General features: G+C 43.3%; 16 protein-coding genes. 3 read left to right on the forward strand and 13 right to left on the reverse strand.

Annotation, left to right across the window (positions count from 1 at the left end):
- The first annotated feature begins 72 nt into the window (after positions 1-72).
- Positions 73-918 (forward strand): helix-turn-helix domain-containing protein, encoded by an 846-nt coding sequence (locus DFR63_RS03435; protein ID WP_115884336.1) that lies wholly within the window; start codon positions 73-75, stop codon positions 916-918.
- A 328-nt stretch (positions 919-1,246) separates the two neighbouring features.
- On the opposite strand, the gene DFR63_RS03440 is transcribed toward DFR63_RS03435, so the two are convergent.
- Entirely contained in the window at positions 1,247-2,371 is a 1,125-nt protein-coding gene (locus DFR63_RS03440; RefSeq protein WP_115884337.1) for a M20/M25/M40 family metallo-hydrolase, read from the reverse strand.
- Between the two features lie 84 nt (positions 2,372-2,455).
- Here DFR63_RS03440 and prli42 point away from each other — a divergent pair, with 84 nt between their 5' ends.
- On the forward strand, positions 2,456-2,557 hold the full coding sequence (prli42, locus tag DFR63_RS12070; protein ID WP_162842266.1) for a stressosome-associated protein Prli42: 102 nt from the start codon (positions 2,456-2,458) through the stop codon (positions 2,555-2,557).
- A 49-nt stretch (positions 2,558-2,606) separates the two neighbouring features.
- Here prli42 and DFR63_RS03445 read toward each other — a convergent pair whose 3' ends face one another.
- The 8 genes from DFR63_RS03445 to DFR63_RS03480 form a co-directional block, all read right to left on the reverse strand.
- A complete protein-coding gene (locus DFR63_RS03445; protein ID WP_115884338.1) occupies positions 2,607-3,044 on the reverse strand; it encodes a BrxA/BrxB family bacilliredoxin in 438 nt (145 codons plus the stop codon).
- Positions 3,045-3,124: 80 nt separating this feature from the next.
- Positions 3,125-4,384 carry a dihydrolipoamide acetyltransferase family protein gene (locus DFR63_RS03450; RefSeq protein ID WP_115884339.1) on the reverse strand — a complete coding sequence of 420 codons (1,260 nt, stop codon included), beginning with the start codon at positions 4,382-4,384 and terminating at the stop codon, positions 3,125-3,127.
- A gap of 12 nt (positions 4,385-4,396) precedes the next feature.
- Positions 4,397-5,380, reverse strand: a complete 984-nt coding sequence (locus DFR63_RS03455) for an alpha-ketoacid dehydrogenase subunit beta (protein ID WP_115884340.1) — start codon at positions 5,378-5,380, stop codon at positions 4,397-4,399.
- A complete protein-coding gene (locus DFR63_RS03460) occupies positions 5,373-6,368 on the reverse strand; it encodes a thiamine pyrophosphate-dependent dehydrogenase E1 component subunit alpha (RefSeq protein WP_115884341.1) in 996 nt (331 codons plus the stop codon). The genes DFR63_RS03455 and DFR63_RS03460 overlap by 8 nt, the downstream gene beginning before the upstream one ends.
- A gap of 13 nt (positions 6,369-6,381) precedes the next feature.
- Entirely contained in the window at positions 6,382-7,794 is a 1,413-nt protein-coding gene (lpdA, locus tag DFR63_RS03465) for a dihydrolipoyl dehydrogenase (protein WP_115884342.1), read from the reverse strand.
- Positions 7,787-8,869 carry a butyrate kinase gene (buk, locus tag DFR63_RS03470; RefSeq protein WP_115884343.1) on the reverse strand — a complete coding sequence of 361 codons (1,083 nt, stop codon included), beginning with the start codon at positions 8,867-8,869 and terminating at the stop codon, positions 7,787-7,789. Before buk ends, lpdA begins: the two co-directional genes overlap by 8 nt.
- 2 nt (positions 8,870-8,871) lie before the next feature.
- On the reverse strand, positions 8,872-9,969 hold the full coding sequence (locus tag DFR63_RS03475; RefSeq protein WP_115884344.1) for a Glu/Leu/Phe/Val family dehydrogenase: 1,098 nt from the start codon (positions 9,967-9,969) through the stop codon (positions 8,872-8,874).
- A gap of 1 nt (position 9,970) precedes the next feature.
- On the reverse strand, positions 9,971-10,876 hold the full coding sequence (locus tag DFR63_RS03480; RefSeq protein ID WP_115884345.1) for a phosphate acyltransferase: 906 nt from the start codon (positions 10,874-10,876) through the stop codon (positions 9,971-9,973).
- 237 nt (positions 10,877-11,113) lie between these two features.
- Here DFR63_RS03480 and DFR63_RS03485 point away from each other — a divergent pair, with 237 nt between their 5' ends.
- Positions 11,114-11,371 (forward strand): DUF2627 domain-containing protein, encoded by a 258-nt coding sequence (locus tag DFR63_RS03485; RefSeq protein WP_115884346.1) that lies wholly within the window; start codon positions 11,114-11,116, stop codon positions 11,369-11,371.
- Here DFR63_RS03485 and recN read toward each other — a convergent pair.
- From recN to dxs, 4 genes are all read right to left on the reverse strand, one after another.
- Positions 11,368-13,032, reverse strand: coding sequence for a DNA repair protein RecN (recN, locus tag DFR63_RS03490; protein ID WP_115884347.1), 1,665 nt, complete (start codon positions 13,030-13,032; stop codon positions 11,368-11,370). The two genes, DFR63_RS03485 and recN, sit on opposite strands and share 4 nt — an antisense overlap.
- Before the next feature lie 14 nt (positions 13,033-13,046).
- Entirely contained in the window at positions 13,047-13,499 is a 453-nt protein-coding gene (ahrC, locus tag DFR63_RS03495; RefSeq protein WP_115884348.1) for a transcriptional regulator AhrC/ArgR, read from the reverse strand.
- An 88-nt stretch (positions 13,500-13,587) separates the two neighbouring features.
- On the reverse strand, positions 13,588-14,373 hold the full coding sequence (locus DFR63_RS03500; RefSeq protein WP_115884349.1) for a TlyA family RNA methyltransferase: 786 nt from the start codon (positions 14,371-14,373) through the stop codon (positions 13,588-13,590).
- Positions 14,351-16,243, reverse strand: coding sequence for a 1-deoxy-D-xylulose-5-phosphate synthase (gene dxs, locus DFR63_RS03505; RefSeq protein WP_115884350.1), 1,893 nt, complete (start codon positions 16,241-16,243; stop codon positions 14,351-14,353). The genes DFR63_RS03500 and dxs overlap by 23 nt, the downstream gene beginning before the upstream one ends.
- Positions 16,244-16,299 lie beyond the last annotated feature (56 nt).

Genomic DNA, 16,299 nt, shown 5'->3' on the forward strand with positions numbered 1-16,299 from the left:
TCATATAATCAGTTGTGTTTTTTACCCGCGGGTGGAATAATAAATAAGAGCATATTAAGTATAGGTGATGACATGGAAACGATCAGATTTGTAGAAAGATTTATCGTATATATAGAAGACCACCTCAGAGAAAATATAGATTTTGGTGAGGTTTTGGAAAATATGGGAGTGGAACAGAAATCATTTATGACGATATTTACTTCACTCGTTGGAATGACACCATACCAGTATCAGGAAAAACGATGCATGACGGAAATTGCCTACGAAGTTTACCAGGGACACAGACGCCTCGTTGATATTACTAAATATTACGGTTACCGCGATATTGATGCTTTCAAAAAAATATACAGAAGAACCTTCGGTATTCCAGTGCACGAAACAGAACGTCATATTAAAAAGATGGACCTGCTGGATTATATTTCCTTTGAAGTGGTGCCGACGAAAAAACCAAAATATCCTTCTCACAGAAGCTTTGTCGAAAGCTTTCGGCTGATTGGCATTGCTCAGTATTTTGATATTAACTCATATCAGCCCGACTATAAATACAAGTTTCTAAAAATTCTTGAGCGCGATGGACTGATTGATGAAATCTTAAGATACAACGACGGTTTTGTAAAAGGAATCTTTGTCCAGGAGCGGTTTATCGACGGAGAAATGGAAATCTTCGTCGGGACGGCAAGCTATCAGCACACCCCCTTTGACGAAACTTTTACCGAATCTATGAACTATGAAATATTTGAAACATCCGGCGATCCGAGTGCTGCCATCGATAAAGTGTACGAATATATATTCAGAAGATGGCATTTCCGTGAAGATGTTAATATGACATGTGACTTTTCACTCGAATTAATTAAACCTACTTACTCCTTTGAAGACCCCGGAACAAAAATCCAGGTGTGGCAGGCTTTAGATGAATAATTGATGAAACCCGCTGAAAATCTTATAATTTTTAGCGGGTTTTGTTGTTGTACGACTCAAGCCGGTTCCTTTATGCGGTTGATTATTGTTTATCAGCCTGAAGTGAGTGGCAGCAAACGGTTCTCATGTATACGTATTTCCGTTTCCGTAGGTATGACGGAATCTCATATATACGTAAATCCTTAATCGTAGTCATGAACAAGCCTCACGCCTATGTATTTCTTTTTACATATACATGAAGAAGTCTCATGCATACGTATAAAGAAATACATATACATGAGGACGAAAATCCCAGATAAAAAGCCGGGACCTCCGCCCCGGCTCAAAATTATTTATTCTCATTTTTATAGTGCACTTTAACAATTTCAACAATCAGTTCCGTCATTTTGTACAATTCTTCAAGCGGCATACGTTCGCTTGTCGTGTGAATATATTCGTATCCCACTCCTAAAATTGCCGTTGGTACACCCTGGCCGTGGAAGATATTGCCGTCACTGCCTCCCCCGAGACTGATAATGTCAGTTTCTCTGCCGATATTCTCAATTGCTTCTGCTGCTGTTGTGATAACAGGGTCTTCTTTTGGTGCGTGCAGTGACGGGTACATAAGATCAACCTTGACATCAGCGCTGCCGCCGTATTCCGCTGCTGTTTCTTCAAAGGCGGTTTTGATTTTCTCGGATTCTGCTTGAAGTTTTTCATCTGATAAACTGCGCACTTCCGCTAAAATCTCCACATTATCAGCAACGATATTCGTCGCCTGGCCGCCCTGGATCGTTCCGATGTTTGATGTCGTTTCTTCATCGATACGTCCGAGATTCATCTTGCTGATTGCTTTGGCAGCAAGGTTAATTGCACTGATACCTTTTTCAGGTTCGATGCCGGCATGTGCTTTTTTACCATAAATCTGCGCTTTAATTTTTGTCTGAGACGGTGCACGGTTAACAATTGTACCGACTTCACCTGTCCCGTCGACAGCGTAGCCGAACTTACTTTTAATATTTTTAATATCCAGCGCTTTCGCGCCGACTAAACCTGTTTCCTCGCCCACTGTAATAATGACTTCAACATCACCGTGAGGAATATTTTCTTCTTTCAGCACGCGTACCGCTTCGATGATTGCAGAAATACCCGCTTTGTCATCAGCGCCTAAAATTGTTGTGCCGTCCGAATATACATAGCCGTCTTCGATGTGCGGTTTAACTCCGATTCCCGGCGTAACTGTGTCCATATGCACCATAAATGCTACCGGCGAAATGTTTTCTTCGCCTTTAAGAGTAAAAATTAAGTTGCCTGCTCCGTAGCCTGTTACATCCTGTGTGTTATCCTCGAAACCTGCAAGATCGAGTTCGGTCAGAAGATTAAGCAGGTAGTCCGCTACTTTTCTTTCCTGTCCTGAGACTGAGTCTATTTGCACGATTTCTAAAAATTGTTCTGTCAGACGTTCTTTATTCATAAAATTATGCCTCCAGCAGTTGATATATTGAATTATCTTCATGTATAGTTATTGTAACAATAAATTCTTAAAGGTGATGGGCGCATGCAAAATAAAAAAGTACAAAGATATATAATCTGGTTTATGATTATACTTATAGTAGTTTCCGGCCTCTTAATGGGTGTCAGCTACTTAACTTCATTTTAAAATCAGTGTAAAAACACCCTCAATAAATAGTTGAGGGTGTTTTATTTTCTTATGCTTCTTTACCGTATTCTTCAAACCACGCTTGCAGTCCGGTAATAACGCTCATGATTTCATGGCCTTCAATTTCGTGGCGTTCAATCATATCGACGATTTTACCGTCTTTAAAGAACGCAAATGATGGAGATGATGGTAAATAATCAGGTGCTTTGTCACGCATCTGTTCAGTTGCTTCTTTATCCTGGCCTGCAAATACTGTCAGAACCTGATCCGGAAGCTTGTCGTAATTTAACGAATGAATGGCTGCAGGACGTGCAATACCACCGGCACATCCGCACACAGAGTTCACCATAACAAGTGCGGTTCCCTCTTTGTTTAAGTGTGCTTCGACGTCATCCGGTGTAAGCATTTCTGTATACCCGACGTCTGTTAATTCTTTACGCGCATTCTGAACTAAATCCTGCATGTATAAATTAAAGTCTAAATCCATTTTGAAAATCTCCTTTATACGACTCATTAAAAGTCATGTCAGTAATCTTTATTTTAGCGAGCGTATGAGTGTTTGTAAAGTTAATAAACCGAATCTGCATCCGGATTGAGATTCTCAATTTTTTCTTTCACAGCTTTAAGGAACTGCCCTGCGACTAATCCGTCGAGCACACGGTGGTCGATTGACAGGCACAAATTAACCATATGGCGCGCTGCGAGCATATCTCCGATAAACACCGGTTTCTTCACAATGGATTCCACTTGCAGAATTGCCACCTGAGGCTGATTAATAATTCCCATCGACTGAATTGAACCGAAGGCGCCTGTGTTATTCACCGTAAATGTTCCGCCGGCCATATCGTCACCCGTTAATTGGTTCGAACGGGCTTTATGTGCGAGCGTGCTGATAGATTTCGCGATGCCTGTTAAGGAGCGTTCATCGGCATTTTTAATCACCGGTACGAACAGCTTATCTTCATTCGCGACTGCGATGGATAAGTTAATATCATCGTGGACAGTAATCGTATCGCCGTCCCACGAACTGTTCAGAATCGGATAGTCTTTCAGCACTTCCGACACAGCTTTTACGAAAAAGCTGAAGAAAGTTAAATTGTATCCTTCCTGCTCTTTAAAACGTGCCTTGTGTTTATTGCGCAGATTAACGAGATTCGTTGCATCCACTTCCATCATCAGCCAGGCATGCGGTATTTCAGTTTTCGACTGAACCATGCGTTTGGCAATTTCTTTACGCACGCCGGATACTTTAATCGATTCGCCGCTTTTAACCGATGATTCTCTCTCAGAGACCGCTGGTCTTTCTTTTTCAGCTGCCGGTGGATTTACAGCTTGATCAGGCTGTTTAATCGGTCCTTCAGCGAGATACTTCTCGACATCTTTTTTAGTAATACGCCCGTTAAAGCCGGTTCCCTCGAGTTCCTCGATATCGATACCGTGCTCACCGATTAAACGCATGACGACCGGCGATAATCTCCGGCCGGCTGGCTGCGCTTTAACATCAGGCTTATTTGATCTAACCCCTTCTTCTTCAGTTTTATTTTCAGCGGTTTCAAATACTTCTTTCGCTGCCGGTTTTCCGTCAGCTCCGCCGTCAATATCAATTTTATAAATTGGTGCGCCGACATCGACAGTCTCACCTTCGGCCGCAAGTATTTCCGTAATGACACCGTCATGCACCGACGGCACTTCAGCTGTTACTTTCGCTGTATTGACTTCACAGACCGGGTCGTATTCGCTGACTCTGTCTCCTACTTTAACCAGCCAGTTTTCTATCGTTCCCTCGGTCACGCTTTCCCCGAGTTTAGGCATTGTAATTTCCGTCATGTCTGTCACCTCTTAATACTCGCTGAGTTCGAGCATTTTATTGTAAATTTTATCGGGATTCATCATAAAATAATCTTCCATCGGCGGTGCATACGGCATCGACGGCACATCCGGCCCCGCAAGGCGCATAATCGGCGCATCGAGATCGTAAAGACAGTTTTCACCGATAATTGCCGATACTTCACTGATCAGGCTGCCCTCGAGATTATCTTCAGTTACCAGCAGCACTTTCCCTGTTTTTGAAGCTGCTTTAATAATTGCTTCTTTATCCAGAGGATAAAGGGTGCGTAAATCAAGGATTTCCGCTTCGTATCCTTCTTTTGAAAGCTGTTCTGCCGCCTGCATAGCGTAATTGACGCACAGTCCGTAAGTAATGACAGTAATATCATCACCTTCGCGTTTAACGTCCGCTTTACCGAGAGGGATCGTATAATCACCCTCGGGCACTTCGCCTTTTAAAAGCCGGTAAGCTTTTTTGTGTTCAAAGAATAAGACCGGGTCGTTGTCTTTAATAGCCGCCATCAATAAACCTTTCGCATCTGCCGGTGTAGAAGGTACGACAACTTTCAGTCCCGGTGTAGAGACGAAGATCGATTCGATCGACTGCGAATGATACAGAGCCCCATGAATACCACCGCCGAACGGCGCGCGGATAACCATAGGCGCATTCCAGTCGTTATCCGAGCGGTAACGGACTTTAGCCGCTTCATTTAATATCTGGTTGACTGCGGGCAGAATATATTCTGCAAACTGGATTTCAGCGACAGGCCTTTTACCCATCATTGCAGCGCCGACACTCGTACCGACAATATTGCTTTCAGCAAGCGGAGTATCGAGGACGCGCATTTCTCCGAATTTCTCCTGCAGTCCTTCTGTGACTTTAAAGACGCCGCCTTTTTTACCGACATCTTCACCGAGTACAAATACATTATCATCCTGTTCCATCGCAACAAACAAGGCATCGCGAATTGCATCGAGATAAGACAATTTAGCCATTGTTTACCTCCTCATAAACGTGTTTTAAAGTATGTTCAGGTGCTGCATAAGGTGCAGCTTCGGCGGCTTTCGTTGCCTTGTTTACAGTATCTTTAATTTCAGCTTCTACTGTTTGAAGCCATGCTTCGTCGATAATTTTTTCCTCGAGCAGATAGAGCTTAAATGACTCCAGACAGTCATCTTTTTTATTTTTCTGAAGCTCATCAGCTTCACGGTATTTATCGTCATCGTCTGATGAGTGCGGTGTTAAACGAATGGACATTGCTTCGATTAAAGATGCGCCTTCGCCGTTAACTGCCCGGTCTCTCGCTTCTTTCATCACTTTGTAGACAGCGATTGGATCGTTGCCGTCGACTTGTTCCCCGTGCATGCCGTAGCCGACTGCCCGGTCCGATAATTTGTCTGCACCATACTGGAGATGTACCGGTACGCTGATTGCATATTTATTGTTTTCAATCAGGCAGATAAACGGCAGCTTGTGCACACCGGCAAAGTTTAATCCTTCGTGGAAATCACCCTGCGATGTTGAACCTTCACCAAGCGTTGCAAGAGAGACACGTTTTTCACCGTTCATTTTAAAGACGTAGCTTGCGCCGACTGCATGCGGGATCTGAGTCGTTACAGCAGATCCCTGAGTCATAATATTGCTCGCTTTCTTGCTGAAATGCCCCGGCATCTGGCGTCCCCCGCTCTGCACATCTGCACCGCGGGCAAAGGCTGACAGCATCGTTTCTTCAGGCGTCATGCCAAAATGTGTCACGAGCGCAAGATCCCTGTAGTAAGGGTTGATAATATCGACATCTTTATCGAGTGCGAAGGCCGCACCGACCTGAGTTGCTTCCTGTCCCTGGCACGAAATGACAAAGGGCAGCTTGCCTGCGCGGTTTAAGAGCCACATCCGCTCATCAAGACGGCGCGATAGCAGCATTGTTCTGTACATTTCCTGTAAATCTGTTTCTGATAAATCTGTTTCTTTATGTGATAACAAGAATTTCACCTTCCTAAACGTGAATTGCGATACCTTCGGCATCAAGTCCAATTTCTTTAATAATTTCTCCGACAGATGGATGGGCAAATACCGCGCTCGACAATTCAAGCGCCGAAGCATCCATAAATTTCGCGAGCGACAGCTGATTAATCAGTTCGGTCGCATGCGCACCTACTACGGAGGCGCCGAGAATATCTCCTTCGGGTGAGACGTTCAATTTAATGAAGCCTTCCCCGCCATCTTCGATGACTGCTTTCGCTATTGCCGAGAGTGGCAGTTTATGTGTTTTAAACTCTGTATTATTTTCTTTTAGCTGCTTAGTGGTCAGACCAATCGAAGCAACTTCCGGTGATGTATAGATACATCTCGGGACATTGTCATAATTAAGCTGAAGCGGATTATTGTCCGTAATATGCTCTGCTGCAATCAGAGCTTCTTCAATAGCAACATGTGCAAGCTGCTGGGATGAAGTAACATCTCCAATCGCATAGATGTGCGATTCACTGGTCTGCTGGAATTCATTAACTTCAATCACACCGTGATCCATTTTAACTTTGGTGTTCTGAAGTCCGAGTTCTTCCGTGTTTGCTTTTCGTCCGATTGCAACGACTGCTTTATCGAATACTTCAGTGTTCCCGTCAATTACGAGACCCACGCTGTCTTTTTTAATATCGATGCCTTCAGCTTCCAGTTTAACACCGGTCTTAATAACAACTCCACTATCAGACAGAGATTTATGAACAGCTTGTGCTACATCTTTGTCTTCTGCCGGCAGAATATGCTCGGCCGCTTCAAGCACAGTGACTTCTGAACCGAATGTATTCAAGATTGTTGCGAATTCAACGCCGATAACACCGCCGCCGACAATTGCAATTTTCTTTGGAATATCTTCCATATACATCAGATCATCACTCGATAAAATTACTTCACCGTCAAACGGCATAAAAGGGAGTTCTGCAGGCTTCGAACCGGCAGCGATAACGACGAAATCGTTAACGAGTATTTCACTTTCTTTTTCTTCATCTTCATAGCTGACACTGACAGCGCCAGCCAGGGGTGAGAACAATGACGGACCGAGAACAGTTGCTGTCCCTTCGTAAATATCCACCTTGTTTTTATCGAGCAGGTATTTTATTCCGGCCTGCATTTTATTAACGACATTATCTTTCCGGCTAATAATATTTGACATTTCAAATGAGGGCTTATGTGGTGTAATACCGTATAGCTCTGCATTTTTCATCGTGTTAATGACTTCTGCACTTTTTAAAAAACTTTTCGTCGGAATACATCCTTTGTTTAAACATGTACCGCCGAGTTTGCTTTTCTCTACAACGGCGACCTGGTGGCCGAGCTGGCTGAGTTTAATAGCAGCGATGTATCCGCCTGTACCGCCGCCGACGATCACTGTATCGTAATTTTTAGTCATGAGTTTCCTCCGCTCTGTAAGTCTTCAGCAAGTTTCTGTCCTGTTCTACTGTATATGCACCGTAGGCCAGTGCTTCCATTTCAAGTTCGCCCGGGTAAACCATTATTGGTGCGAGAAATGAAATATAGGGTCTGATTAACTCCATTACGTAACTGCTGTGGCTGATACCGCCTGTAAAAATAATGTGGTCGATTTCACCGTGCAGTACAGCGGCTTTAGCGCCGATTTCCTTGCCGATTTGAAAAGCCATAGCGTTAAGCACTTCTTCGCTATTCTTGTCACCGTGTTCAATATCAGCTACTATATCGCGGATATCTTCAGTGTTTAAATGAGACAATAGCCCGCCCTGTTTAGAGATCAGTTTATTTATATCTGAAAGAGACAGGCCGGAGCGTTCTATATATTTAAGCAGGCCGTCGGCCGGAATACTGCCGGCGCGTGTCGGACTCATCGGTCCGTCACCGTTCAGGCCGTTGTTGACATCGATCACCTTTCCAAGGTGATGCGCACCGACTGTTATGCCCCCGCCCATATGAATAACGATTAAATTTAACTCTTCGTAGTCTCTCTTTATACTTTCAGCATACTTTCTCGCCACTGCTTTTTGGTTCAATGCGTGGAAAATGGAAGTTCTTTTGACATTTTTTAAGCCGGTATACTGAGCTTCTACACACAGTTCATCGACGACAACCGGATCTGTAATGACAGCTTCGATTTTGTAGTTTTCAGCAAAGTCAGCAGCGAGTATGCCGCTTAAGTTTGATGCGTGATCTCCGTAGCGGCCTTCCGTTAAATCTTTAAGCATATCTTCGTTGATTAAATACGTGCCGCCTTCAACAGGATGAAGCAGACCGCCGCGTGAAGCGACAATGCTGACTTCTTCCGGCCGAACACCGCATTCACAAAAAAACATCATCAGCGTATGGTAGCGTACAGCTTTCTGTTCGTTAATATTCTGACTGATTAGTTCCTTGTCATGGGAGTAGGTCTTAACTATATGGCAATTTAAATCCCGGAAGAGCGCAACTTTAGTCGTTGTACTCCCGAGATTTAATACAAGTATAAACTTTTTCATTACTATTTTCTTCCAGAAAGGATATTTTTATCAGATTGAGTGTATACACTCTTCACATTCTGGATCGCTTTAATACGCGCTTCTGCAAGATGATCTGCCGCGTGCTGCGGTGAAATATTTTGTTCTTTTGCAATCGTAAAGATTTTATCTATCTGGTTATATACATCTTTGACTTTTGCTGTTGCACGTTCTTTGTTGTAGCCTTCCAGTTCATCAGCAACATTAATCACACCGCCGGAGTTTACCACGTAATCCGGTGCGTAAACAATGCCCGCATCCTCGAGTGCCTGGCCGTGTTTTTCAATGTCCAGCAGCTGGTTGTTCGCACTGCCGCAAATCGCTTTAACCTTCAGCTGTGGAATCGTATCATCGTTTAAAATTCCGCCGAGTGCACATGGTGCAAAGATATCCGCTGCGACACCGTAGATCTCATCAAGACCGACAGCTTCCGCGCCGAAATCATCGACCGCACGCTGCACTGCAGCTTCGCTGATATCCGTTACGATTAATTTTGCCCCTGCTTCATGCAGATGCGCACACAAGCTGTACGCCACATTGCCGACACCCTGAACTGCCACAGTTTTACCTGCAAGATCGTCGCTGCCGAAGGCTTCTTTAGCTGTACGCTGAGTCGCAACGAATAGTCCGAGAGCTGTAAACGGACTCGGGTTGCCGCTCGAACCGTAGGCTTCGCTGACGCCGCATACATAGTCAGTTTCCTGGTAAATGTAATCCATATCTTCAACAGTTGTACCAACATCTTCTGCTGCGATGTAGCGTCCGCCGAGATTGTTAATGTAACGTCCGAGCGATCGGAAGAATGCTTCTGACTTGTCTTTTGATGCATCTCCGATAACAACAGCCTTGCCGCCGCCGAGGTTGAGTCCTGCTGCTGCGTTTTTGTAAGTCATGCCTTTAGCGAGACGGAGCACGTCCGTAATTGCTTCATCTTCATGTTCGTAATTCCAGAACCTGATGCCCCCGAGTGCCGGCCCAAGTGTCGTATCGTGAATACAGATAATTGCTTTAAGTCCGCTTGCTTTATCCTGGCAGAATACTAATTGTTCATAGTCGCCCTGTTCCATTTCAGTAAAAATCATATTAAACATCCTCCTGATTGTGTTCCATCATTTTAATTGCCAATTTAATTGAATTATACTTCTCTTCTTTTGAATCTGCACGCGAAGTCAGTACGAAAGGGACTTTAAGTCCGGCGATCATACCCGCTACGTGAGCGCCAGCAGTCGTCACGAGTGCTTTATACAGTATGTTTCCCGCATCGATGTGCGGCATAATCAGTATATCTGCATTACCTGCGACAGCTGAGTCGTACCCTTTAATTTCTGCAGCGGATTTTGACAGTGCAAGATCATACTGCATAGGCCCGTCGATTATTGCCTCTTTAAAATTACAGGCCCTCACTATTGTATCATTTGTGACGGTAGAAGCTATTTTTTCATTCACTTTTTCGACTGCAGAAATGAGAGCAATTTTAGGTTCTTTAATACCGAGCTTGCCTGCTGCGGTAATAGTATTTTCTATTATTTTAATTTTGGTTTCTGTATTCGGATCGATATTCATCGCCGCATCGCTGATAATTACCGGCTTGTGGTATTTCGGCAGGCTGAACAGTGCAATGTGAGATAAAAGGTCCTGTTTCAGCAGCTTTAATTCTTTATTTAATACTGCTTTTAAAATAACACTTGTTGAAATAAGACCCTTCATCAGAACCTCTGCCCCGCCGTCAGCAATAAACTGGCCGGCCTTAGCCGCTGCATCCTGATCATTTGTACTGTGGTGAATCGATATATTATGTATTGTATAATCAAAATTTATTTTTTTGAACATTTCTTTTATCTTGTGTTCATCATCAAAAAGATGCCATTTTATACCGAGTTCCCGTTCTGTATCAATGACCAGTTCAAGCAGGTCGTCTGAGGCCGCTCTGACGAGTGCTATTGATGCTTCGGTGCCTGTCTTAATCTGTAATATTTCATCAAAATTCATGAATTCGCCTCCTCAGAATTATTATACAATATTTCGGATAAATACATTTACCAGACCCCTTTTGAAAGCCCTTACAAAAATCATACAATTATTTTTCGAAAATGAAAAGTGTATCAAAAAATGTTTAATAATTAAGAATATTCAAGGTCTAATTTCATACATGTTTCATAAATCGTAAATTTTACTTTCCGGGTTTTGTTGTATAATATTATTTAGAAATGATTTTAGGAGAAGATTATGCTTAAAATAGTTGCTTTAATAATACTGGTTATTCCCGGCATCATTGCGGGAATCGGAATAAAACTGATGCGGGACAGCATATTTGGTATCGTAATTGATCCGTTTACCTACACTGCCCTGCAGTTTTTTGCAGGTCTGATTATGACTGCACTCGGAATATGGTTTATCGGCGGATATCTTTTGTACCGCGAACGCAAAAATAAACGTGCCCAGGAACGTTTCATGAAACAAGCAAAAAAATCCGGTGAAGATTAATCTTCACTGGATTTTAATAATTCTGCCGCATTAAGCCGGGCGGCTTCAGTAATTTTAGAGCCGCTGATCATGCGTGCAATTTCTTCGATTTTATCTTCATAATTCAAATAAGCTGCGGTTGAGTGCGTACGTTCACCTTCAGTGTCTTTTTCTACATGGAGAAGATGGTCTGCAGTTGCTGCTGCCTGCGGCAGATGAGAAATCGCCAGCACCTGGCGCTGTTTGGACAGAAGTTTCATTTTCTCGACCATGCGGGCAGCCACCTGTCCGCTGACTCCCGTATCAATTTCATCAAAAATAATTAAAGAATCGCTGTCGAATTCAGAGAAGATAGTCCGCAGGGCAAGACTGACCCGGGACACTTCCCCGCCTGAAGCAATTTGCTTCATAGGTTTCAGCGGTTCGCCTTTATTCGTCGCAATTAAAAACTCAACATCGGTAAAACCGAGCGGATTAAAATGAGATTCTTTTAAGCTGATTTCAAACTGAACGTTCGGCATTTCGAGTTCACTGAGTTCGCGGCGCAGCTTGCTTTCTAAGAAGTGTTTGCGCTCGTTCCTGTATGTGTGAAGCTTCATTGCGGACTGCTCCATTTTCTCATACAGTTCTTTTTGCTCATCTTCCAGCCGTGTGAACGACTGTGAAATATTTTCGAGATCATCGATATCTTCCTGCAGTTCCTGCTCGAACTGAAGCAGCCCGGGATAGGTTTTTGTGAATTTGCGCTTCAGCTGATTGAACTGATTCAATCTGGACTGAATCGTATTTAAACGTTCTGCATCGTAATCGATCGAAGACAAATCATTCGACACATGGGAATTCAGCTCGGTTAAAAGGTAATATGCATCCATCAGCGTATCTTTATAAGATGTATATGATTCGTCGAACTTAGTAACTGTATCGAGTGACTGATTAATATCATACAGCATACCCTGCGGCGGATATTCGCTCACAAGCAGCGACTTAATCTGGCTGAGTGCTCCGTGAATATTTTCGTAGTTGGATAAAAACTCTAGCTCATGTTCAAGTTCTTCTTCCTCATCTTCTTTCAGCTCAAGGGCTGAAATTTCAGCATGCTGCATTTTTAACAGTTCCAGCTGTGTCAGGCGGTTGCGGTCTTTGTATTCGAGTTCTTCAATGCGTTCTTTTACCGACTGATAAGCTTGGTAGTGCTGCTGGTATTCGGTAAAAATACTTTCTTTGCCAAGGCCGATATAGCGGTCGAGGTATTCAATCTGTTCATTTTTCTGCAGTACTTCAGCTTGTGACGACTGCGAATGAATCGACAGCACAAGTGCCATAATCTGTTTTAAATTATTCAGCGTAATCATCTGATTATTAATTTTAATTAAGCTTTTACTGCTGGCCATCACTTCGCGTCTCACGATATACAATTCATCTTCTTCAATACCGAGTGAATTAAGCATACTGCTGAGTTTATCATTGACAGGAAAATCAAAGACACCTTCAATGACAGCGCCGCTGCTTCCGTACCGTATGTCATCTGCGGATGCGCGGCGTCCTTCCAAATAGCTGATGGCTTCAATAATTTTAGATTTACCGGCACCTGATTCACCTGTAAATACAGTCATTCCTCTGGAAAAATCCAATTCAATATTTTCAAGCACGGCAAAATTCTGCACACTTAATCTGAGCAGCACATTAAACACCCCAGTTAAATAAGATTAAAAATACGATCTTTAATTAATTGCTGTGATTCTTCATCACGGCAGATCAACAGACATGTATCGTCCCCGCAAATTGTGCCGACAACTTCTTCCCATTCGAGCTGATCGATAATTGCTCCGATCGACTGGGCGTTGCCTGGCAGTGTTTTTAAAACGAGGAGATTGCCTGTAAAGTCCAGTTTAACAAAACTGTCCATCAGGTAGCGTCCGAGTTTTTCAAGCGGATGGTACTGTCTGTCTTTTGGCATGCTGTATACATATTCTCCGCCCGGTGAAGGAACTTTAATCAGCTGCAGTTCTTTAATATCCCGGGATACTGTTGCCTGAGTAACATTAAACTTATGTTCGATAAGCTTATCTACGAGTTCTTCCTGGGTTTCAATCCGGTTATTAGTAATGATTTCTCTGATTTTAATTTGTCTGATTGATTTATTAGACATTAAAATCCCCCCTTTTATAAATAGTTATTGAATATTTATTCATTATATTATCATAAGCCGCTCTCTTTGCATAGCAAAAACAAAGACATCAGCCGTACACGACGGCTTTGATGTCTTTGTCTGTTACTGCATATTCATTTGGTTCGGCCGTCAGATAAAAGAGATATTCTCTATTGCCTTTAGTTCCCGTAATCGGAGAACGTTCAATTGCTGACAGATTAAAACCGAGTGTTTCGCATTCTTTTTGCACACGCCGAAGGACCTGATAATGCGTATCGAGATTTGTAATAATACCGCTCTCTTCCCGTTCTTCCAGATAACTTTCAAATTGAGGCTTAATTAAAGCTGCAATTTCGATATTATGGGTAAACAATGCTTTTATATGACGGAGAATCGGTACAATTGATGTGAACGATACATCGATTGAAATGACATCCGGGAGAGGATCGAAATTTTCGATTACAGTCTCTTTAAAATTGGTCTGCTCCATCACGGATACCCGCTCGTCAATTCTCAGCTGGTAGGCGAGCTGGTTAGTACCGACATCGACAGCATAGACGTATTTTGCCCCGTGCTTGAGTGCGCAGTCGGTAAAACCGCCCGTGGATGAGCCGATATCGAGCATTACTTTACCCTTTAAATCCAGTCTGAAAGAATCGATGGCGTGTTTTAACTTTAAGCCCCCGCGCGAAACGAACTGCTTCACATTTTTAAATCTGACCTGAGCTTTTTCGGGTGAAATTTTATCTGAAGCTTTATAAACAGGTTCATTATTGTTTAATACTTTCCCTGCCATAATTAATTTTTGTATATCATCTATTGAACCGACATTAAAATGTTCGAAAATATATTCATCGATTCGCATTTTCTTCATAAGATGCCCCTGTCAGCTGTTTAGTCCGTTGTGCAATATTTTCTGCTGTAATGCCGATATCACGGAGCAGCAGATCCACATCGCCGTGTTCGATATATTCATTATCAATCCCTAGACGCTGAATTTTATTCGTGTACAGTTCATCGTTCATATAGGTGGACACCATGCTGCCGAGACCGCCTGTAAGCATTGCTTCTTCTATAACAAATACAGGGATTCCGCTCTCTCCGAGAGAATTAAGGAGAGCAGTATCCATCGGCTTAATAAAGCGTGCGTTTATCACTTTAACTTCAATGCCCTCTTTACCTAGTGAATCAGCAGCTTCCAATACAGTGTAAAGCGTTGGTCCGTACGAGATTAGTGCGGCATCACGGCCTTCACGGAGCACTTCCCAGCTGCCGATTTCAAGCGGTTTTCGGTTTTCTTTCATATCGACACCCTGGACATTGCCGCGCGGATAGCGGATGGCCATTGGGCCTTCAGTTTCAAATGATAAATCAATCATCATCTCAGCTTCTTTTTCGTCTTTCGGCATCATTAATGTGATATTAGGGAGGGGGGCAATAAAGCTGATGTCAAAGACGCCCTGATGAGTTTCACCATCCGCACCGACAAGACCGCTCCGGTCGATACCGAGAAGCACATTGAGATTTTGTCTGTCAACGTCGTGCAGAAGCTGGTCGTAACCGCGCTGCAGGAAAGTTGAATAGATTGCAAGGTACGGTTTCATGCCTGCAGCCGCTAATCCTGCTGCCATTGTCACGGCATGCTGTTCGGCAATACCGGTATCAAAAAAGCGTTCCGGCAGTTCATTCTGGAATTTGGTCAGTTTGCTGCCGACAGGCATAGCCGGTGTCATTGCAACAATTGTCTCATCTTGATGAGCGCGGTCGAGTACCGTGTTCGACATAAATGCACTCCACGATTCTGTCTTCTTCGTACCAAGCACTTCGCCGGTATTGATTTTATACGGCCCGAGTCCGTGCCAGATACCGAGTTTGTCATGTTCTGCAGGATGATAGCCTTTCCCCTTCTTCGTAATCACGTGAATGAGGACGGGACCGTCGTATTCTTTAGAAGTTTTAATCGCTGCACCGAGATCTTCAAAATTATGGCCATCGACAGGACCGATATATTTAATGCCGAGTTCTTCAAAGAAAATACCATCGACAAACATATATTTTGTACTGTCTTTAAAACGGTCAGCGAGATCGCGGAGCGTTGTGCCGACCTGAGGCAGACGTTCGATAAACCCTTCGGCACCGTGTTTAAATTTGTTGTACTGAGCATTCGTCCTCATGCGTCCGAGCATATTGTGAAGTGCGCCGACGTTTGGCGCAATGCTCATTTCGTTATCGTTTAAAATAATCGTCATATTCGTCTTGTCGCTGCCGATATGATTCAGTGCTTCAAGCGCCATACCGCCGGTCAGTGCACCGTCGCCGATTATCGGAACAACGTGATTTTTTTCACCTTTAATATCGCGTGCTTTTGCAAAACCCATCGCAGCTGAGAGCGATGTCGATGAATGGCCCGCTTCCCATACATCATGCTCGCTTTCACGCATTTTTGGAAATCCGCATAATCCTTTATATTGTCTGAGCGTGGCGAAATCCGCACTTCTGCCCGTTAAAATTTTGTGTATATATGCTTGATGTCCTACATCGAAAATCAGTTTATCCGACGGTGAATCAAAGTACTTATGAAGTGCAATTGTCAATTCAACAACACCTAAGTTTGCTCCGATGTGGCCGCCTGTTACTGCACATGACTCGATGAGAAATTCTCTTATGTCACTTGCTAGCTGTACGAGCTCTTCTTCATTTAATTTTTTCACAAATGACGGCTCGTCAATACTATATATATTCATATAGCAACCACCTTTAAATTTACTAGTAATCATTATAACACTATACTGTTCGGACC

It is taken from the genome of Jeotgalicoccus halotolerans (genome assembly GCF_003387165.1).
Taxonomy (GTDB): domain Bacteria; phylum Bacillota; class Bacilli; order Staphylococcales; family Salinicoccaceae; genus Jeotgalicoccus; species Jeotgalicoccus halotolerans.